Below are 19,516 nucleotides of genomic sequence, written 5' to 3'. Positions count from 1 at the left end.
CGTTTTCGCACCGCCGGGGATTGGCCTGCCCGCCCTGCGCCGGGGGACGATCCCCCGGAAACATGGCGACGCGCCGAGTGCGTTACTTCAGCGCGGTCTCGAGCGCGGCGATGCAGGCCGCGTTCTCCTCGGGCAGGCCGACGGTGATGCGCAGCCAGCGAGGCAACTTGTAGCCACCGACCGGACGCACGATCACGCCCTGCTTGAGCAAGGCCAGGTTCACGCGGTTGCCGGCCTCGTCGTCATCACCGACGCGCACCAGCACGAAGTTGCCGGACGAGGGCACATATTCGAGGCCGAGGCGCTCGAAGGCCCCGGCCAACTGGGCCTTGCCGGCCCGGTTCAGCTCCGCGCTCTCGCGCAGGAAGGCCGCATCGCCCAGCGCCGCGATGGCTGCCGCCTGGGCCAGGCTGTTGACGTTGAACGGCTGCCGGATACGGTTGAGCAGGTCGGTCAGCGCGGGCTGGGCGACCGCGTAGCCGACGCGCAGCCCGGCCAGGCCATAGGCCTTGGAGAAGGTACGCGACACCAGCAGATTCGGATACCGGCGCACCCACTCGATGGAGTCGTACTGCTGCGCAGGCTCCAGGTATTCGTTGTAAGCCTCGTCCAACACCACCACCACATGCGACGGCACCTTGGCCAGGAAGGCGGCAATCTGCCCGGCCGGCAGGAAGGTGCCGGTCGGATTGTTGGGATTGGCAATGAAGACCAGCCGCGTGTCGGCCGTGATGGCGGCTGCCATCGCGTCGAGGTCGTGGCCGTAGTCGCGCGCCCGCACTTCGATGGCGCGCGCGCCGACTTCCTGCGTGGCGAGCGCGTAGACGGCGAAGGAGTATTCCGCGTAGACGATTGCTTCGCCCGGCTGCACCAGGGCGTGCGCCGCCAGCTCAAGAATATCGTTGCTGCCGTTGCCGAGCGTCAGCCAGTCGGCCGGCACGCCGAAGCGAGCCGACAGCGCCGCCTTCAGCTCGAAGCCGTTGGCGTCGGGATAGCGCCCGAGGTCCGCGGCCGCCGCCGCGACGGCGCGGCGCGCCGACTCCGGCATGCCGAGCGGGTTCTCGTTGGAGGCCAGCTTGACGATGCCCGCCTCGTCCAGCCCGAACTCGCGCGCCACCTCGGCGATCGGCTTGCCGGCCACGTAGGGGGAAATCGCCCGCACATAGTCCGGCCCGAATCGCACGTTGCCGCCCTGCTCTGCCATGTCTTCTCCTGGTTCTGTTCTGATCAGTGATGCGTGATGGATCGGCAGCGAAACCGCACATCGCCATGCACTGCGGCCTTCCACCGCGCACGATACCCGCCAGCAGCCGATGCGCCGGCGCCTACTTGCTGGACGGGTAGGAACCCAGCACCTTCAGGTAGGCCGCGTTGCGGCGCAGTTCGTCGATCGCCTGCGCCACGGATGGCTCGCGCTGGTGGCCTTCGACGTCGACGTAGAAGTAATACTCCCAGGCACCGCTGCGTGCGGGTCGGGACTCGAAGCGGCACATCGACACACCGTTCTGGGCCAGCGGCGCCAGCAGCTGGTAGACCGCGCCGGCCTTGTTCGGCACCGACAGGATCAGCGAGGTCTGGTCGCTGCCGGACGGCTCGGTCTCGTAGCGACCGATCACCACGAAGCGCGTGCGATTGTGCGGATCATCCTGGATATGGGAGCGCACGATGTGCAGGTGGTAGCGGTTGGCGGCCTGTTCGCCGGCGATCGCCGCCACGCTCGGATCCTCGCTCGCCATGCGCGCAGCCTCGGCATTGCTCGACACCGCCTGCCGCTCCAGGTGCGGGTAGTTGGCGCTCAGCCAGTGCTGGCACTGTGCCAGCGCCTGCGCATGCGCGCGCACCACGGTCACACCCTTCATGTCGGGCGACGAGGCCATCAGGTTGTGATGCACCTTCAGCGCGATCTCGCCGCTGATCTTCAGCGAGGTCTGCAGGAACAGGTCGAGCGTGCGCGATACCGCGCCCTCGGTCGAATTCTCGACCGGCACCACACCATACTCGACGGTGCCGGCCTCGACCGCGCGGAACACCTCGTCAATGCTCGGGCACGGCACGCCGCTGACCTCGTGGCCGAAGTGCGCGTAGAGCGCCTGCTCGGTAAAGGTGCCGACCGGCCCCAGGAAGGCAACCTCCAGCGGCTTCTCCAGGCCGCGGCATGCCGACATCACTTCGCGCCAGATCGCCGCCACGCTTTCACCCAGCAGCGGTCCGGGATTGGCTCCCTGCACCTTGCGGATCACCTGCAGTTCGCGCTCGGGGCGGAACACCGGCGCACCGTACTTCTTCTTCACCTCACCCACGTCCAGCGCGAGCTGGGCGCGGCGGTTGAGCATGGCGAGCAGTTCGCGATCCACGGTATCGATCTGCTCGCGCAGCGGCGCGAGTTCGACCGACAGGGCCTGTTCGGCCGCACTGGGTTGGCTGCCGGCCGGCTGTGTCTCCTCGGCGGCGTCTTGCTTGTCTTGGCTTGTCATGTGTGGAATCTGCTGGCCCGCCCCCGGCGGGGCGGAACGGGAAAGGCCGCGCGGTCCGGCAGCGTGCCGCGGGCACCCGCCCGCGGCTCAGCGGCACTCAGGCCGCGCTGCGCTCGAATTCGCGCATGAAGTCGATGAGCGCCATCACGCCCTCGAGCGGCATTGCGTTGTAGATGCTCGCCCGCATGCCGCCCACGGACTTGTGGCCCTTGAGCTGCACCAGCCCGGCGGCGCGCGCCTGGGCCAGGAAGGCTTCGTTGCGGGATTCGTCGGCCAGGAAGAACGGCACGTTCATGCGCGAACGGCAGCTCGGATCGATCTCGTTGCGGTAGAACGCGCTCTGGTCGAGGAAATCGTACAGTGCCTTGGCCTTGGCGATATTGCGCTGCTCGACGGCGGGCACACCACCTTGGCGCTTGAGCCACTGGAACACCAGGCCGGCAATATAGATGGCGTAGGTCGGCGGCGTGTTGTACATCGAGCCATGCTCGGCGGCCAGTCGCCAATTGAAGGCGGACGGGCACAGCGGATGCGCATGGCCGAGCAGGTCCTCGCGCACGATGACGATGGTCACGCCGGCGGGGCCGATGTTCTTCTGCGCACCGCCATAGACCACCTGCAGCCGCGACCAGTCGACCGGACGCGACAGGATGTGGCTGGATACATCCGCCACCACCACGCGCCCGTGCTTCTGCCCGACCTCGGGCACCTCCTGGAACTCGACGCCGACGATGGTCTCGTTGGTGCACAGGTGGAGGTAGGCCGAATCGTCGGCCAGCTTCCAGTCCGCCACATCGGGGATGCGCACGAACTTCTGCTCGACGCTGGAAGCCGCGATATTGACCTCGCCGTAGCGGCGCGCCTCCTGCTCGGTCTTGACCGACCAGGTGCCGGTCACGACGAAGTCGGCCTTCGGCCGCTCGGCGTCGAGGCGACGCATCAGGTTCAGCGGCACGATGGCGTTCTCGCCGATGGCGCCGCCCTGCAGGAACAGGATGCGGTAATCCTTGGGCACCTGCAGCAGTTCGCGCAGGTCCGCCTCGGCCTGGGCCAGGATGCTTTCGAACTCGCGGCTGCGGTGGCTCATCTCCATCACGGAAACGCCGGAGCCATGCCAGGACAGCATCTCCTCGGCCGCCTGCTGCAGCACCTCGGCCGGCAGCGCTGCCGGACCGGGAGAGAAATTGTAGACACGCTCTGCCACGGCGCGCTGCATCATGGCGGCAAGGGCTGGATTCTGAGGATCGTTCATGAAAGAAAAATGGCTGCCGGTGTTACCCAAGCAGCCATTATCACTCAAACCCGCCCCGCGTTGCGCGGCGCGGCGCCGGAATCACCTGAACGCAGGCCCGGCTCCGGCATCCGCCAGTGCTTACTTCGCAGCAGCGGCGATTTCCTTCTCGGCGGCGTCACGCATGGCCTTGCCGACCTGCGGACCGTACTTCTGCATGGTCGAGCCCCAGATCTCCTGGGTCGCCTTGCCCTGGTTGGTCATGAACTTCTGGCCGGTCGACGACTTCAGGAAGGTGGTCAGGTCCTTGAGTTCCTGGGTGCTGTAGTACTTGCCGAAAGCCTCGTAGTGGGCCTGGATCGCGTCCTTCTTGAAGGCATCGGTGGTGAAGGCCTGGCCCGCGCCGTCGACCATGCGCTGGACCGCGCCGTTCTTCTTCAGCTTGTCGACCACAGCCTGCTTCTGCTTGTCGTTCAGCGTCTTGTTCTCGATCAGCACCTGCTCCAGCACGGCCGGCGCGTCCTGCTTGGCATTCTGCTGGAACATCTCGCCCTGGTTCTTGACGACCTGGTCGGCCTGCATCACCGTCAGCAGTTCCTTGATCGCGGCCGTCTTGTCCGCATCCTGTGCGTGCGCGTACGGCGCCAGCATGAGCGCGGAGACGGAGGCCGCCAGAACGGCGAATTGACGAGTGGTTTTGAGCATTATGACTCCCTGGTAAATATGTCTCGGTTAGTCCGGACCCCACCGGTCGAGTTCCGGTGAAAAGTCCGATTACTGTTTCAAGTCTTTACAGCGTGAACGATGCGGATCCGGCCCGATCAGCTCGCCGCGCCAGGCTCGTCACCGCCCGGCGTCTCGGCATCCGCGTCGTCGGCCCCGGCCTCATCGCCGGCGCCGGCGTTGTCGCCATCCGTTTCCACGATGCGTTGCAGACCCGACAGCTTGGTACCTTCGTCGACGTTGATCAGCGTCACGCCCTGCGTGGCGCGACCCATCTCGCGGATCTCGGCGACACGGGTGCGGATCAGCACGCCGCCGGTGGTGATCAGCATGATCTCGTCCTCCGGCGCCACGAGTGCCGCGGCCACCACCCGGCCATTGCGCTCGCTCGTCTGGATCGCAATCATGCCCTTAGTACCGCGGCCATGTCGAGTGTATTCGGAGATGGGGGTACGCTTGCCGTAGCCGTTCTCAGTGGCGGTCAGCACGCTGCCCACGGTCACTGCCGGAGCCTCGCCGTCGACAGCGTCGGCGGATTCCGCCGGCGCCACCAGCATGGCGATCACGCTCTGGCCTTCCTCCAGATTCATGCCGCGCACGCCACGTGCCTGGCGCCCCATCGGACGCACGTCGTTCTCGTCGAAGCGCACGGCCTTGCCCGCGTCGGAGAACAGCATCACATCGTGCTGGCCATCGGTTACCGCCGCACCGATCAGGAAATCCCCCTCATCGAGGTCGACCGCGATGATGCCGGCCTTGCGCGGGTTGGAGAAGTCAGTCAGCGCGGTCTTCTTCACGGTACCGCGCGCCGTCGCCATGAAGATGAAGTGCTCGGCGTCGAATTGGCGCACCGGCAGGATCACGTTGATCTTCTCGCCGTCGGACAGCGGGAACATATTGACGATGGGGCGGCCGCGCGAATTGCGCGAACCCTGCGGTACCTCGTAGACCTTCAGCCAGTACAGGCGACCACGATTGGAGAAGCACAGGATGTAGTCGTGGGTATTGGCCACGAACAGGGTATCGATCCAGTCGTCTTCCTTCGTCGCTGCCGCCTGCTTGCCGCGCCCGCCGCGCTTCTGCGCGCGGTATTCGGAGATCGGCTGGCTCTTCATATAGCCGCTGTGCGACAGCGTGACCACCATGTCCTGCGGGGTGATCAGATCCTCCATGTCCAGCTCGGTGGCGTTCAGCTCGATCTGCGAGCGTCGCTCGTCGCCGAACTCGGCGCGGATCGCGCCCAGTTCGTCGGAGATGATGGTCGTGATCCGTTCCGGACGCGCCAGGATGTCGAGCAGATCGGCGATGATCGCCATCACTTCGCGGTATTCCTGGACAATCTTGTCCTGCTCGAGGCCGGTAAGGCGCTGCAGGCGCATCTGCAGGATTTCCTGGGCCTGGGAATCCGACAGGCGATAGAGGCCGTCGGCCTGCATGCCGAACACGGCAGGCAGGCCATCCGGACGGTAGGAAGCGCGGCCGCCCGGCGTGTCGCTTTCGGCACGTGCCAGCATCTCGCGCACCAGGCCCGAGTCCCAGGACTTCGCCATCAGTTCCTGCTTGGCGACCGGCGGCGTGGGCGCTGCCTTGATGATGGCGATGAACTCGTCGATATTGGCCAGCGCCACGGCCAGGCCTTCCAGCACGTGGCCGCGCTCGCGCGCCTTGCGCAGCTCGAACACGGTGCGGCGGGTAACCACTTCGCGCCGGTGCGACAGGAAGCACTCCAGCATCTGGCGCAGGTTCAGCAGGCGCGGCTGGCCGTCGACCAGCGCCACCATGTTCATGCCGAAGGTATCCTGCAGCTGGGTGTTCTTATATAGGTTGTTGAGCACCACCTCGGGCACTTCGTTGCGCTTGAGCTCGATCACCACGCGCATGCCCGACTTGTCGGACTCGTCCCGGATGTCGGAGATGCCCTCGATCTTCTTCTCGGTGACCAGTTCGGCGATGCGCTCGAGCAGCGTGCGCTTGTTCACCTGATAGGGCAGCTCATCGACGATGATCGCCTGGCGCTGCCCGCGGTCGATATCCTCGAAGTGCGTCTTGGCCCGCATGACGACCCGGCCGCGGCCGGTGCGGTAACCCTCGCGCACCCCCTGGATACCGTAGATGATGCCGGCCGTGGGGAAATCGGGTGCCGGCAGCAATTCGATCAGGTCATCGACCGTGGCGTCGGGATTGCGCAGCAGGTGCAGGCAGGCGTCCACCACCTCGTTGAGGTTGTGCGGCGGGATATTCGTCGCCATGCCGACCGCGATGCCCGACGAGCCGTTGATCAGCAGGTTGGGGATGCGTGCCGGCAGGATCAGCGGCTCGCTTTCCGAACCGTCGTAGTTCGGACCGAAATCGACCGTTTCCTTGTCGATATCGTGCAGCATCTCGTGGGCGATCTTCGACAGGCGGATTTCCGTGTAGCGCATCGCTGCAGCGTTGTCGCCATCAACGGAGCCGAAGTTGCCCTGGCCATCCACCAGCATGTAGCGCAGCGAGAAATCCTGCGCCATGCGGACGATGGTGTCGTAGACTGCCGTGTCGCCGTGAGGGTGATATTTACCGATCACATCGCCGACGATACGGGCCGACTTCTTGTAGGCCCGGTTCCAGTCGTTGTTGAGCTCGTGCATCGCATAGAGCACGCGCCGGTGTACCGGCTTCAGGCCGTCCCGCACATCGGGAAGCGCCCGCCCGACGATCACGCTCATGGCGTAATCGAGGTAGGAGCGGCGCATTTCCTCTTCGAGGGAGACCGGAAGGGTTTCTTTCGCGAATTGATCCATTGCGGCGTGGTTTATGCGGCGGGTTTAGGCAAATGATGCCCCCCGAAATGACCTTCCCGGGGGCGGCCCCATGACAGGCGGCCAACATGCCATTCTAGCATGCCAGCCACCCCTTCCCGGCGGCCCCGGCACCACCTGCAGCCCCCTCGGGAACGGCGCTTCGCGACCCTCGACAATCCCCTCCCGACCGGCTGCAACCCTGATGGCACAAGGCTTTGCGGGCACCACAAGGTGCATGTTGCACAAACACCACAGGCCCAAAAGCGCCGGATTGAATCGAATATATTTACTTCTTAGGAAACGAGCCTTGTGGCACAATTCCCCAGCGAAGAGCCAGACATTGTTCGAAGTGGAGCATCCGCCACATCGAGAATGTTATACTCCGAAGAATGTATGACTTGTTTTCGTCCATTTGCTCGCAGTAACCCTGCGGTGATCTCATCCTGAGAGGAGAAATATGAAAAAATTTGCCAAGCTCGCGCTCGTTGCAGCTACCGCAGTAATGGCTGCATCCGCTCAAGCCCAGTCCGTGCCCTATGAAAAGAAGGCAGTGAACGATAACTGGGGCAACGGTACGAGCGAGTACGTGTGGAAGAACGGCACGAACGAGCTCTGCTGGCGCGACAGCTCCTGGACCCCCGCCACCGCAAATGCGCAGTGCGACGGCGCGCTGGCTCCGGCAACCGCCCCCGTGGCACAGCCGCAACCGCCGGTCGCCCCGCCGGTCGTTTCGAGCGAGAAGGTCACCTTCGCTGCTGACACCCTGTTCGACTTCGACAAGGCTGTCCTGAAGCCCGAAGGCAAGGCCAAGCTGGACGACCTGACCTCCAAGCTGTCGGGTATCACCCTGGAAGTGATCATCGCCGTTGGCCACACCGACTCGTTCGGTTCGGACAAGTACAACGATCGCCTGTCGATCCGCCGCGCCGAAGCCGTCAAGGCCTACCTGGTGAGCAAGGGCGTGGAAGCCAACCGCGTCTACACCGAAGGCAAGGGCAAGCGCCAGCTGAAGGTCGATCCGAAGTCCTGCAAGGGCAACCGCAAGGCCCAGATCGCCTGCCAGCAGCCGAACCGCCGCGTGGAAGTGGAAGTGGTCGGCACTCGCAGCGCCCGCTAATCGGAATCTCTCCCGATGAGAAGAAGCCCAGCGCAAGCTGGGCTTTTTTTTTGGTACAGTTGCCCCAGACCTGACTCCCTCCCGGCGCCGCCGCTGGCCGCGCCCCAGTTCCCCGATGTCCAGCCCTTCCTCCTCCCACGACACCACCGCCACGCCAGAGCCCGCCACCAATGCCGACCCGAAGGAGATCGACAAATTCAGCGAGCTGGCGCATCGCTGGTGGGATCCGAACAGCGAATTCAAACCCCTGCATGAAATCAATCCGCTGCGGCTCGGCTGGATCGATGGCATCGCCCCCCTCGCCGGCAAGCAGGTCCTGGACGTAGGCTGCGGCGGCGGCATCCTGTCCGAAAGCATGGCCAGGCTCGGCGCCCAGGTGCGCGGCATCGACCTCGCCCGCAAGGCACTGCGCGTGGCCGACCTGCACAGCCTGGAATCCGGTGTCCGCGTCGACTACGAGGAGATCGCGGTCGAAGCCCTGGCGGCACGCACGCCTGCCGCTTTCGACGTGGTGACCTGCATGGAGATGCTGGAGCACGTGCCGGACCCGGCCTCCATCGTGCGCGCCTGCGCCGCGCTGGTCCGCCCTGGCGGCTACGTCTTCTTCTCGACCATCAACCGCAACCTGAAAGCCTATCTGTTTGCCGTGGTCGGCGCCGAGTACGTGCTGAAGATGATCCCGCAGGGCACGCACGATTACGACAAGTTCATCAAGCCGGCCGAACTGGCGCGCTTCGCCCGCCAGGCGGGGCTCGACCTGCTGGAGATGCGCGGCCTCAGCTACCACCCGCTGTCGCAGACCTACGAACTGGGCCGCGACACCGACGTCAACTACATGATGGCCTTCCGCCGGGAGGCCGCATGATCACGGAACTGCAGGCCGTCTTCTTCGACCTCGACGGCACGCTGGCCGACACCGCGCCCGATCTCGCGGCCGCGGCCAACCGGCTCGCCGTCGAGCACGGCCGCGCGCCGGTGGCCTACGAAAGACTGCGCCCGGTCGCCTCGCACGGTGCGCGCGGCCTGATCGGCGCGGCCTTCGGCAAGACGCCGGACGATCCGGAGTTCCCGGCCCTGCGCGATGCCTTCCTCGACTACTACGAGGCCGACATCGCCGCGCGCACGCAGTTGTTTGATGGCATGGAGGCGGTGCTGCGCGCGCTCGAGGCCGCCGGCATCCCATGGGGCATCGTCACCAACAAGCAGACCCGCTTCACCCGCCCGCTGGTGGAAGCCATCGGCCTGACGCCGCGCGCGGCCGCCGTGGTCAGCGGCGACACCACGGCCCACGCCAAGCCCCACCCTGCCCCGCTGCTGCTCGCCGCCGAACTGAGCCGCGTCGCGCCGGCACGCTGCGCCTACGTCGGCGACGACCTGCGCGACATCCAGGCCGGCAAGGCGGCCGGCATGGTCACCGTCGCCGCCGCCTATGGCTACTGCGGTGAAGAAGACCCGCCGGAAGCATGGGGCGCCGACTACCTGATCCGGCACCCCGAGGAACTGCTGCCGCTGCTCGCCCGGGCCGGCATGGCAAAGCCCGGCGGAACTCCCTGACACAGCGGGCGTCCAACGCGGTACAATCTCTCTTCTTCACACTGGGGCCGACCTGGTTTCGACGTGGGTTGCGAAGCAGTGGAGGGCATACCGAGGACCCGTCACCTCGTTAATCAATGGGAATGTAATAACTGCTAACGACGAACGTTACGCACTGGCCGCTTAATTGCGGCCGTCCTCGCACTGGCTCGCTGACGGGCTAGGGTCGCAAGACCACGCGAGGTCATTTACGTCAGATAAGCCCCGGAAGGGTCACGACTCCGGGGACGAAAACCAAGTGACTCGCCGTCGTAGAGCGTGTTCGTCCGCGATGCGGCGGTTAAATCAAATGACAGAACTAAGTATGTAGAACTCTCTGTGGAGGGCTTGCGGACGCGGGTTCGATTCCCGCCGGCTCCACCAGTTTCCAGGCAATATCCGGTAAACGCCGAACCGAAAGCGAAATCGAATGGCCTGGCCATCCGAGCCACCCGCTGAATGGCGGTGATTTTCCCGATAATGCCATCGCTCAAAAAAAGCCCGCCGAAAGGCGGGCTTTTTTACAGGTATTCCCGGACTGTGCTCAGGGCCCGACCTGCGCAATCACCCCATTACCGTTGACCAGGAAGAATTCCGAGCCGACGCCGACCCAATGATGTCCGCGCTTGGGCGCGGGCAACTGGTATTCGCGATAATCGTCGATCGCGTACTGACGGTCGCGGTACTCGGCCGGCAGGCGATCGCCCGCCTTCCACTGCCCCGGCATGTAGTTGAAGGGACCCGCACCGCCGCCGGCCGGCATGGCCTCCTGCTTCATGGCCTTGTGATGCCCGGACGGCTGGGCCAGGCCTGTGCCGGGCCCGAGGACACCGACCGCCAGCAGCAAGCTCAGCAACGCCTTGGTCTTCTTCATTGCGATCTCCTTGCATCAAATGGTTGGTGCTGCCTAGACAGCCCGGCACGCGGCAACTTCCGCCGCCAGGGCAGGCGCCGGCATTGGAATGTGCGCCTGGGCGTCGCTTGCCCTTGCCCATTTCCCGGGAATCCGCCCGCCGCCGCGTTCCGCGTACTGCGCTTCGCCTCAACCAGTTTAGGCGCTGATAGTGCGTCGGCGTATGTTTCCGCGCCACGGGCCGGAAGCGGGGGACGCGCCGGCAGCCGCGCAAGCGGACAGTGCGAGCAGGCGGTAGCAAATGGGCGGTGCACACAGCACATCGGCGCGCCGGAGCGATGGACCGGACGCGGCGGCGGCAAGCGCCGCCCGCACGGCATTAGAGGAAGCGGTCGAGGATCTTGCGGCTGCCGCGATCGAGTCCGGACAGGTCGCGGATCAGATAGTGGATACCATGGCTGTCGGAGATCATCAGCGTGGCACCGGACAGCCGGCGGATGTCTTCTTCGCCGCGCAGTGTCAGCGTGGTTGCACCACGATCGGTCTGCACCGTCCATTCGCTCGGCGTGGCGAACGTCGATACCGAGACGATGCGGCGGATCTCCGGCATGAACTCGCGGCTGGCCAGTTCTTCCGCCAGCAGCGCCCGCTCATTGGCCGGCAGGGCGTCCAGCCGTGGAATCCAAGCCAGTTCGCGGCCATCGGTACTCATCACGCCGACACCGTCGTCCGGCGCGGAAATCGGGAATGCCCGCACGGGCACCACACCTTCGTGGACAGTGCCGTCGGCCAGCGTCATGACCAGGCGGCCCAGCTGGTTGCGCACGAGCGTGAATCCGGTGCTTACCATCGCTCTCTTCCTTTCCTGTTGCTATTGCGCGCTCAGCGGTTCAGCGGCGCCAGCGCTTGCTTCGTCGGCCGGGGATGCATCCTCGACATCGACATTGCGCGCCTGCGCCTGGTACAGCTTGTAATAGGCGCCTTCACGCGCCATCAACTCGTCATGGTTGCCCACTTCGACAACCTGGCCGCGATCCATCACCACCAGCCGGTCTGCCTTGCGCAGCGTCGACAAGCGGTGCGCGATAGCGATCGTGGTGCGCCCCTGCACGAGGTTGTCCAGGGCCTTCTGGATTTCTTTCTCGGTCGCGGTATCGACCGACGAAGTGGCTTCGTCGAGGATCAGGATGCGTGGGTCGATCAACAGGGCCCGGGCGATCGAGATACGCTGGCGCTCGCCGCCCGACAGCGCCTGGCCGCGCTCGCCGACCAGCGAGTCGTAGCCGTGCGGCAGGCGCAGAATGAACTCATGGGCGTGGGCCGCGCGGGCGGCGGCGATGATCTCCTCGCGCGTGGCGCCGGGCTTGCCGTAGGCGATGTTGTCGGCGATCGTGCCGAAGAACAGGAAGGGCTCCTGCAGCACCAGGCCGATATTGCGGCGGTACTCCGACACCGGCAGCGAGCGGATGTCGATGCCATCGACACGGATCCCGCCCTCCGAAACGTCGTAGAAGCGGCAGATCAGGTTGACCAGCGTGCTCTTGCCGGAACCGCTGTGACCGACCAGCCCGATCATCTCGCCGGGGGCGATCGACAGGTCGAGGCCGCGGATCACCGCGCGATTACCGTAGCGGAAACCCAGGTCGCGCAGTTCGATGGCGCCCCTGACCTGCTCCAGGTGGGTCGGGCGCGCCGGCTCGGGCACGCTCGACACATGGTCGAGGATGTCGAAGATGCGCTTGGCGCCGGCGGCCGCCTTCTGCGTCACCGAGACGATGCGGCTCATCGAATCCAGGCGCGTGTAGAAGCGGCTGATGTAGGTGAGGAAGGCCACCAGCACCCCCACCGTGATGGCGTTCTGCGACACCTGCCAGATACCGAAGATCCACACCACCAGCAGGCCCACCTCGGTCAGCAAGGTGACGGTCGGCGTGAACAGCGACCACACCGCGTTGACGCGGTCATTGATTGCCAGGTTGTGCTTGTTGGCCTCGCGGAAGCGCTCCACCTCGCGTTTCTCCTGCGCGAAGGCCTTGACCACGCGAATGCCCGGAATGGTGTCGGCGAGTACGTTGGTGATCTCCGACCAGATGCGGTCGATCTTCTCGAAACCGTGGCGCAGGCGGTCGCGCACCAGGTGGATCATCCAGGCGATGAAGGGCAGCGGCACCAGCGTCACCAGCGCCAGCCAGGGATTGATCGAGATCAGGATGACCGCCGTCATCACGATCATCAGCACGTCGGTGGCAAAGTCCAGCAGATGCAGCGAAAGAAAGACGCAGATGCGGTCGCTTTCCGAGCCGATACGTGCCATCAGGTCGCCGGTGCGCTTGCCGCCGAAGTACTCGAGCGACAGGCGCAGCAGGTGTTCATAGGTGGTGGTGCGCAGATCGGCGCCGATACGCTCGGACACGCGCGCCAGCAGGTAGGTCCGCGCCCAGCCCAGGCTCCATGCCACCAGCGCGGCACCGAGCAGGCCGCCCAGGTACAGCCGCACCAGGCCGTAGTCGATCGGCTGGCCGTTCTGGTAGGGAATCAGCACCTTGTCCATCAACGGCATGGTCAGGTAAGGCGGTACCAGGGTGGCGCCGGTGGACAACAGTGTCAGCACGAAGCCGGTCAGCAGTTCGAAGCGGTACGGCCGGGCGAAGCGCCACAGCCGCAGCAGTGCCCAGGTGGAGGGCGGCGCCTCCAGCTCGCGGCTGCACTGCGGGCAGGATTCCGCCCCGGGCGGCAGCGGCGCCCTGCAGGAAGGACAGGCCTCGCCTTCTTCCTCGCCCTCCTCCCCGGCCGCGGCGCCGCCCGGAGCGTCCAGCACCGCGTCGAACTGGTCGACCAGGCGCAGGGCGGCCGGGTTGTATCCCAGCGTATAGCGCCAGCTGGCCAGGCGCGCCTGGCCCTGCTGCAACTCCAGCATCCCCACGCCGGCATGGTCGCTGTGCACCAGCCGCATGCCGGGTTCGATGCGCCAGGCCTGGACCGCCGTCTGCCCCGGCGCGCGCGCCAGCAAACGACGATCCGTCACAACCGCCCACCCTTTAGTAAAATGCAGCCTCGCATCCAGGTCGAGCACCACCCCGGCTGCAAGCACCTCGCCAGGCAGCAGGGAAGCGCCGAGTTCGGCGCGCCAGGGATCGTCGGCAGGTTGTTGCGGGTCGGGCAAGGCTGGCTGGGTCATGTGGATGCGGCGTGTTATTTCCGCCGGATGCGGATATAACTTGAAACAATTTAGCGCGGAATCGTACTAGCGGTCCGCAATTTCGCCCGCAAGTATACATAAGGCACGCGCATCAGCGTTTTTTGATGCATAGCACAAACACTTTTTCTCTCCCTTGGTCAACCCGCGACACGCCGTAACGTTATTGAAAGGTTACGCCTCAAATTCTCGGGCGCTCGCCCACTGCCTCAAGCACTGCCTCAAGCTAAATCAATGAAAAAGAAGGACATTGAGATCGTCGATGTCATGTCGCTGCGCGGCCCGAATATGTGGACATATCGGCCCGTGCTGGAGGCGTGGGTCGATATCGGGGAACTGGAGGACTACCCCTCCAACACGATTCCGGGCTTCTACGAACGACTCTCCAGCTGGCTGCCGTCGCTGGTCGAGCACCGCTGCAGCATCGGCGAGCGCGGCGGCTTCCTGCAGCGCCTGAAGGAAGGCACCTGGCCCGGACACATCCTCGAACACGTCACGCTCGAGTTGCAGAACCTCGCGGGCATGCCCGGTGGCTTCGGCAAGGCACGGGAGACCCCGGTACGCGGGGTGTACAAGGTCATTGTGCGCGCCTGGCACGAGGAAGTGACGCGCGCCGCGCTCCAGGCCGCCCGCGACCTCGTGATGGCGGCGATCGAGGACCGCCCCTACGACGTCGGGGCAGCGGTCGAACACCTGCGCAGCCTGGTCGACGAGCACTGCCTGGGCCCGAGCACGGCCTGCATCGTCGATGCGGCGGACGATTTCGACATCCCGTCCGTACGCCTGTCGGACGGCAACCTGGTGCAGCTCGGCTACGGCGCGCGCCAGCGCCGCATCTGGACGGCGGAGACCGACCGTACCAGCGCCATCGGCGAAAGCATCTCGCGCGACAAGGACCTGACCAAGAGCCTGCTCGAATCCTGTGGCGTGCCGGTGCCCGAAGGCCGCATGGTCGACGATGCGGACGACGCCTGGAAAGCCGCCCAGGACATCGGCGTGCCGGTGGTGGTCAAGCCCTACGACGGCAACCACGGGCGCGGCGTGTTCACCAACCTGACCACGCAGGAAGAGGTGCAGACCGCCTACGCGGTCGCCATCGACGAAGGCAACGGGGTCATTGTCGAGCGTTTCGTGCCCGGCAACGAGCACCGCCTGCTGGTGGTCGGCGGCCGCCTGGTCGCGGCGGCCATGGGCGAGACCGCCAGCGTGGTCGGCGACGGCAAGTCCACCGTGGAGGAACTGATCGAACTGCAGATCAATTCCGACCCGCGCCGCGGCAGCACCGAGGACCACCCGCTGAACCGCGTGCGGCTCGACTCCGCAGCCCGCCTGGAGCTCAAGCGCCAGGGCCTGGAAGGCAGCTCGGTGCCACCGGAAGGCAAGACCGTGCTGGTCCAGCGCAACGGCAACGTCGCCTTCGACGTGACCGACCGCGTCCACCCCAGCGTGGCGCGCCACGCCTCGCTGGCCGCCCGCATCGTCGGCCTGGACATCGCCGGCGTCGACCTGGTCGCGACCGACATCAGCCGCCCCCTGGCCGAACAAGGCGGCGCGGTGGTCGAAGTCAATGCCGGCCCCGGCCTGCTGATGCACATCAAGCCGGCCGACGGCCAGCCGCGCCCGGTCGGCCGCGCCATCGTCGAGCACCTGTTCAAGGGCGCCGGCCAGCCCGGCGGCGACAACGGCCGCATCCCGCTGGTCGGCATCACCGGCACCAACGGCAAGACCATCGTCGCCAAGCTGGTGGCGCGGCTGCTGCAACTGGCCGGCAAGCACACCGGCCTGGCCTGCAGCGACGGTCTGTTCCTCGACCGCCGCCAGGTGGAAGGCGGCGACCGCGCCAACTGGGACGCCGCGCACCGCATCCTGATGAACCGCGCCGTCGAGGCCGCGGTGTTCGAGAACGACAGCGGCACCATCCTCTCCGAAGGCCTGGCCTACGACCGCTGCCAGGTCGGCGTGGTCACCAACATCGACGAGCCCGACCACCTGGGCCAGTACTACATCGAAGAGCCGGACCGCATGTACAACGTACTGCGCACCCAGATCGACGTGGTGCTGCCCGAGGGCGCCGCCGTGCTCAACGCGCGCGACCCGATGGTGGTGGAAATGGCCGAGTTGTGCGACGGCGAGGTGATCTTCTTCGGCCTCTCGCCCGACCTGCCCGCCCTGGCTGCCCACCGTGCCGCCGGCAAGCGCTCGGTGTTCGTGCGCGACGGCAAGGTGGTGCTCGCCACCGGCGCCGCGGAGGCGCCGCTGGCCGATGTCTCGGCCATCCCGCTGACCTACGCCGGCCGCGTCTCGTTCCAGATCGAGAACGTGCTGGCGGCCGTGGCCACCGGTTGGGCGCTGGGCATCTCGCACGACCTGATCCGCGCCGGCGTGGTGACCTTCGACGTCGGCCAGGTCGACGTGCCGGGCCGCTTCACCCTGTTCGAGCGCAACGGCACCACCGTGGTGATCGACGACGCGCACAATGCGCCCGCGCTGGAAGCGCTGGTCGCCGCGCTCGACCGCTTCCCGGCCGAGCGCCGCATGGTGGTCTACGGCGCCGGCGCGCCGCGCCGTGAGCAGGACCTGGTCAAGCAGGGCAAGGTGCTCGGCGCCGCCTTCGACCGCGTATTCCTGTGCGAGGACCGCAGCGTAGCCGGCGCGCAGCCCGACAGCGAGGCCCGCGCCCTGCTCAAGCAGGGCCTGTACGAAGGCCGCCGCGTCACCAAGATCATCGACGAGGGGATGCGCCGCGAGGCCATCGAAGCCGCGCTGGCGCAACTGGTGCCGGGCGACCTGCTGGTCCTGCAGTGCGACGAGGCCAGCACCGCCGCCACCGTGGACCACGTCCACCAATGGATGGGCCAGGCGGCCCGCCGCGCCTGAGCGCACGCGCTGCCAAGAGGAAACCGATTTCATGGAAGTCTCACGTATCCGGGCCCTGCGCGGCCCCAACCTGTGGTGCCGCCATACCGCGATCGAGGCGATCGTGGCCTGCTCCGACCAATCGCACATGCTGACCGACCTGCCGGGCTTCGAAGACCGGCTGCGCGCGCGTTTCCCGGACATCGGCCCGCTGCGGCCCGACGACGAGGAAGGCATCGTCTCGCTGGCGCACGTGCTGGAAGTCGCCGCGCTGCGCCTGCAGGCCGCGGCCGGCTGCCCGGTCACCTTCAGCCGCACCGCGCCCACGGTCGAGCCGGGCACCTACCAGGTGGTGGTGCAGTACAGCGAAGAAGAAGTCGGCCGCCTGGCCTTCGACTTGGCCGAGGCCCTGTGCAAGGCGGCCCGCGACGACACCCCGTTCGACCTGGACGACGCCCTGCACCGCCTGCGCGAGCTCGACGAGGACGTGCGCCTGGGCCCCAGCACCGGCTCCATCGTCTATGCGGCGGTGGCACGCGGCATCCCCTACCGGCGCCTGACCCAGGGCAGCATGGTGCAGTTCGGCTGGGGCAGCAAGCAGCGCCGCATCCAGGCCGCCGAGACCGACATGACCAGCGCGGTGGCCGAATCGATCGCGCAGGACAAGGACCTGACCAAGCGCCTGCTGCACGCCGCCGGCGTGCCGGTGCCGCTGGGCCGCTCGGTACGCAGCGCCGAAGAGGCCTGGGCTGCCGCCCAGGAGATCAACGCGCCGGTGGTGGTGAAGCCGCGCGATGGCAACCAGGGCAAGGGCGTGGCGGTGCGCATCCGCACCCGCGAGGAAGTGCTGGCGGCCTACAAGGTGGCCGAGGACATCAGCTCCGACGTGATCGTCGAGCGCTATATCCCGGGCCATGACTTCCGCCTGCTGGTGGTCGGCAAGCACCTGGTGGCGGCGGCGCGGCGCGACCCGCCCCAGGTCACCGGCGATGGCGTGCACACCGTGCGCCAGCTGGTCGAGGAAGTGAACCGCGACCCGCGCCGCGGCGAGGGCCACGCCACCTCGCTGACCAAGATCCGCTTCGACGACATCGCGCTGGCCACCCTGGCCAAGCAGAACCTGAGCGCCGACTCGGTACCCGCCAAGGGCACACGCGTGGTCCTGCGCAACAATGCCAACCTGTCGACCGGCGGCAGCGCCACCGACGTGACGGACGACGTGCACCCGGACATCGCCGCACGCGCAGTGGCCGCCGCGCAGATGGTGGGCCTCGATATCTGCGGCGTCGACGCGGTCTGCGAGACCGTGCTGAAACCCTTCGAGGAGCAGGCCGGCGGCATCGTCGAAGTCAATGCCGCGCCGGGACTGCGCATGCACCTGCAGCCTTCGTACGGCAAGGGCCGCGCGGTCGGCGAGGCCATCGTCTCGACCATGTTCACCGACGGCGACGATGGCCGCATCCCGGTGGTGGCGGTGTCCGGCACCAACGGCAAGACCACCACGGTGCGCCTGATCACCCATATCCTGGCCACCAGCGGCCTGCGCATGGGCATGACCGGCACCGATGGCGTCTACATCCAGGGCGAGCGCATCGACACCGGCGACTGCAGCGGCCCGCGCAGCGCGCGCAGCGTGCTGCTGCACCCGGACGTCGACGCGGCCGTGTTCGAGACCGCGCGCGGCGGCCTGCTGCGTGAAGGCCTGGCCTTCGACCGCTGCGACGTCGCGGTGGTGACCAATGTGGGCGAAGGCGATCACCTGGGCCTGTCCTATATCAGCACGGTGGAAGACCTCGCCGTGCTCAAGAGCGTGATCGTGCAGAACGTGGCGCCGCACGGCATGGCCGTGCTCAATGCCGCCGACCCGATGGTCGCGCGCATGGCCGACGCCTGCCCGGGCAGCGTCACCTTCTTCGCACGCGATCCGCAGGAACCCGCGATGGCCACCCACCGCGCCCAGGGCAAGCGCGTGGTCTTCGTCGACGGACAGGAGATCGTGGCGGCCGAAGGGGACAAGGAAGTCCGCATCGCCTTCTCCGACATGCCGCTCACGCGTGGCGGCAGTATCGGCTTCCAGGTCGAGAACGCGATGGCTTCGGTCGCCGCGGCGTGGGCGCTCGGCGTCGACTGGAACGTGGTGCGCCAGGGCCTGATGCACTTCGACAGCGACGCGCAGACGGCCCCCGGACGCTTCAATGTGTTCGACTACAAGGGTGCCACGCTGATCGCCGACTATGGCCACAACCCGGATGCCATCCAGGCGCTCAGCACCGCGGTGCAGAGCATGCCCGGCAAGCGCCGCGTGGTGGTGATCAGCGGCGCCGGCGACCGCCGCGACGAAGACATCCGCCGCCAGACGCAGATCCTCGGCGGCGTGTTCGACGACGTCATCCTCTACCAGGACCAGTGCCAGCGCGGCCGCGAGGATGGCGAAGTGCTGGCCCTGCTGCGCGAAGGCCTGGAAGGCGCCCAGCGCGCCAGCCACGTGGAAGAGATCCGCGGCGAGTTCGTGGCGATCGACACCGGCCTGGCACGCCTGCAGCCGGGCGACCTGTGCCTGATCCTGGTCGACCAGGTGGAAGAAGCGCTCGACCACATCGCCAAGCGTATCGGCGAAGCCCGGGTCTAGGCTCGAGCCTCGGCGACCGGCACAGGCCGGCCCTCTGCGGGCCGGCCTTTTTCATTGGCGCCTCCCCTTTTCACGCCGTACCACT

General features: G+C 66.6%; 13 protein-coding genes and 1 other RNA gene. 6 read left to right on the top strand and 8 right to left on the bottom strand.

Going from position 1 to position 19,516, the window contains the following annotated elements; all coding sequences use genetic code 11:
* Positions 1 to 82 precede the first annotated feature (82 nt).
* The 5 genes from hisC to gyrA form a co-directional block, all read right to left on the bottom strand.
* Positions 83 to 1,204, bottom strand: a complete 1,122-nt coding sequence (hisC, locus tag BKK80_RS06355; protein ID WP_071011636.1) for a histidinol-phosphate transaminase — start codon at positions 1,202 to 1,204, stop codon at positions 83 to 85.
* A 121-nt stretch (positions 1,205 to 1,325) separates the two neighbouring features.
* A complete protein-coding gene (gene pheA, locus BKK80_RS06350) occupies positions 1,326 to 2,474 on the bottom strand; it encodes a prephenate dehydratase (RefSeq protein ID WP_071011634.1) in 1,149 nt (382 codons plus the stop codon).
* A gap of 97 nt (positions 2,475 to 2,571) precedes the next feature.
* Positions 2,572 to 3,726 carry a 3-phosphoserine/phosphohydroxythreonine transaminase gene (gene serC / locus BKK80_RS06345; protein ID WP_071011632.1) on the bottom strand — a complete coding sequence of 385 codons (1,155 nt, stop codon included), beginning with the start codon at positions 3,724 to 3,726 and terminating at the stop codon, positions 2,572 to 2,574.
* Positions 3,727 to 3,846: 120 nt separating this feature from the next.
* A complete protein-coding gene (locus BKK80_RS06340) occupies positions 3,847 to 4,410 on the bottom strand; it encodes a DUF2059 domain-containing protein (RefSeq protein ID WP_071011631.1) in 564 nt (187 codons plus the stop codon).
* A gap of 116 nt (positions 4,411 to 4,526) precedes the next feature.
* Positions 4,527 to 7,208 carry a DNA gyrase subunit A gene (gene gyrA, locus BKK80_RS06335; RefSeq protein ID WP_071011629.1) on the bottom strand — a complete coding sequence of 894 codons (2,682 nt, stop codon included), beginning with the start codon at positions 7,206 to 7,208 and terminating at the stop codon, positions 4,527 to 4,529.
* A gap of 457 nt (positions 7,209 to 7,665) precedes the next feature.
* Between gyrA and ompA the strand changes: the two genes are divergently transcribed.
* From ompA to ssrA, 4 genes are all read left to right on the top strand, one after another.
* Complete coding sequence (gene ompA, locus BKK80_RS06330) at positions 7,666 to 8,325, top strand: outer membrane protein OmpA (protein ID WP_071011628.1); 660 nt, start codon at positions 7,666 to 7,668, stop codon at positions 8,323 to 8,325.
* A 115-nt stretch (positions 8,326 to 8,440) separates the two neighbouring features.
* Positions 8,441 to 9,190 (top strand): bifunctional 2-polyprenyl-6-hydroxyphenol methylase/3-demethylubiquinol 3-O-methyltransferase UbiG, encoded by a 750-nt coding sequence (gene ubiG, locus BKK80_RS06325; protein WP_071011626.1) that lies wholly within the window; start codon positions 8,441 to 8,443, stop codon positions 9,188 to 9,190.
* The gene (gph, locus tag BKK80_RS06320) at positions 9,187 to 9,879 is read left to right on the top strand and encodes a phosphoglycolate phosphatase (RefSeq protein ID WP_071011624.1); all 693 of its coding nucleotides are present in this window, start codon (positions 9,187 to 9,189) and stop codon (positions 9,877 to 9,879) included. Before ubiG ends, gph begins: the two co-directional genes overlap by 4 nt.
* Before the next feature lie 43 nt (positions 9,880 to 9,922).
* Positions 9,923 to 10,281, top strand: a transfer-messenger RNA (tmRNA) gene (ssrA, locus tag BKK80_RS06315).
* Between the two features lie 160 nt (positions 10,282 to 10,441).
* Here ssrA and BKK80_RS06310 read toward each other — a convergent pair.
* The 3 genes from BKK80_RS06310 to BKK80_RS06300 all read right to left on the bottom strand — a co-directional run bounded on the left by BKK80_RS06310 (position 10,442) and on the right by BKK80_RS06300 (position 13,928).
* Complete coding sequence (locus BKK80_RS06310; RefSeq protein WP_071011623.1) at positions 10,442 to 10,771, bottom strand: RcnB family protein; 330 nt, start codon at positions 10,769 to 10,771, stop codon at positions 10,442 to 10,444.
* Between the two features lie 358 nt (positions 10,772 to 11,129).
* On the bottom strand, positions 11,130 to 11,600 hold the full coding sequence (locus tag BKK80_RS06305; protein ID WP_071011621.1) for a cyanophycin metabolism-associated DUF1854 family protein: 471 nt from the start codon (positions 11,598 to 11,600) through the stop codon (positions 11,130 to 11,132).
* Between the two features lie 21 nt (positions 11,601 to 11,621).
* Complete coding sequence (locus tag BKK80_RS06300) at positions 11,622 to 13,928, bottom strand: cyanophycin metabolism-associated ABC transporter (RefSeq protein WP_071068750.1); 2,307 nt, start codon at positions 13,926 to 13,928, stop codon at positions 11,622 to 11,624.
* A 252-nt stretch (positions 13,929 to 14,180) separates the two neighbouring features.
* Here BKK80_RS06300 and cphA (BKK80_RS06295) point away from each other — a divergent pair, with 252 nt between their 5' ends.
* Positions 14,181 to 16,823, top strand: coding sequence for a cyanophycin synthetase (gene cphA / locus BKK80_RS06295; RefSeq protein WP_071037309.1), 2,643 nt, complete (start codon positions 14,181 to 14,183; stop codon positions 16,821 to 16,823).
* A gap of 31 nt (positions 16,824 to 16,854) precedes the next feature.
* Complete coding sequence (cphA, locus tag BKK80_RS06290) at positions 16,855 to 19,431, top strand: cyanophycin synthetase (RefSeq protein WP_071011616.1); 2,577 nt, start codon at positions 16,855 to 16,857, stop codon at positions 19,429 to 19,431.
* Positions 19,432 to 19,516: the final 85 nt, after the last annotated feature.

This window comes from Cupriavidus malaysiensis (genome assembly GCF_001854325.1).
Taxonomy (GTDB): domain Bacteria; phylum Pseudomonadota; class Gammaproteobacteria; order Burkholderiales; family Burkholderiaceae; genus Cupriavidus; species Cupriavidus malaysiensis.
Note: the sequence above shows the minus strand (reverse complement) of the source record. Positions and strands in the feature narration are given on the sequence as shown.

Bases quoted from the DNA above. Each gene is read 5' to 3' on its own strand.
- hisC (WP_071011636.1), bottom strand. From the start codon at position 1,204: ATGGCAGAGCAGGGCGGCAACGTGCGATTCGGGCCGGACTATGTGCGG.
- pheA (WP_071011634.1), bottom strand. From the start codon at position 2,474: ATGACAAGCCAAGACAAGCAAGACGCCGCCGAGGAGACACAGCCGGCC.
- serC (WP_071011632.1), bottom strand. From the start codon at position 3,726: ATGAACGATCCTCAGAATCCAGCCCTTGCCGCCATGATGCAGCGCGCC.
- BKK80_RS06340 (WP_071011631.1), bottom strand. From the start codon at position 4,410: ATGCTCAAAACCACTCGTCAATTCGCCGTTCTGGCGGCCTCCGTCTCC.
- gyrA (WP_071011629.1), bottom strand. From the start codon at position 7,208: ATGGATCAATTCGCGAAAGAAACCCTTCCGGTCTCCCTCGAAGAGGAA.
- ompA (WP_071011628.1), top strand. From the start codon at position 7,666: ATGAAAAAATTTGCCAAGCTCGCGCTCGTTGCAGCTACCGCAGTAATG.
- ubiG (WP_071011626.1), top strand. From the start codon at position 8,441: ATGTCCAGCCCTTCCTCCTCCCACGACACCACCGCCACGCCAGAGCCC.
- gph (WP_071011624.1), top strand. From the start codon at position 9,187: ATGATCACGGAACTGCAGGCCGTCTTCTTCGACCTCGACGGCACGCTG.
- BKK80_RS06310 (WP_071011623.1), bottom strand. From the start codon at position 10,771: ATGAAGAAGACCAAGGCGTTGCTGAGCTTGCTGCTGGCGGTCGGTGTC.
- BKK80_RS06305 (WP_071011621.1), bottom strand. From the start codon at position 11,600: ATGGTAAGCACCGGATTCACGCTCGTGCGCAACCAGCTGGGCCGCCTG.
- BKK80_RS06300 (WP_071068750.1), bottom strand. From the start codon at position 13,928: ATGACCCAGCCAGCCTTGCCCGACCCGCAACAACCTGCCGACGATCCC.
- cphA (WP_071037309.1), top strand. From the start codon at position 14,181: ATGAAAAAGAAGGACATTGAGATCGTCGATGTCATGTCGCTGCGCGGC.
- cphA (WP_071011616.1), top strand. From the start codon at position 16,855: ATGGAAGTCTCACGTATCCGGGCCCTGCGCGGCCCCAACCTGTGGTGC.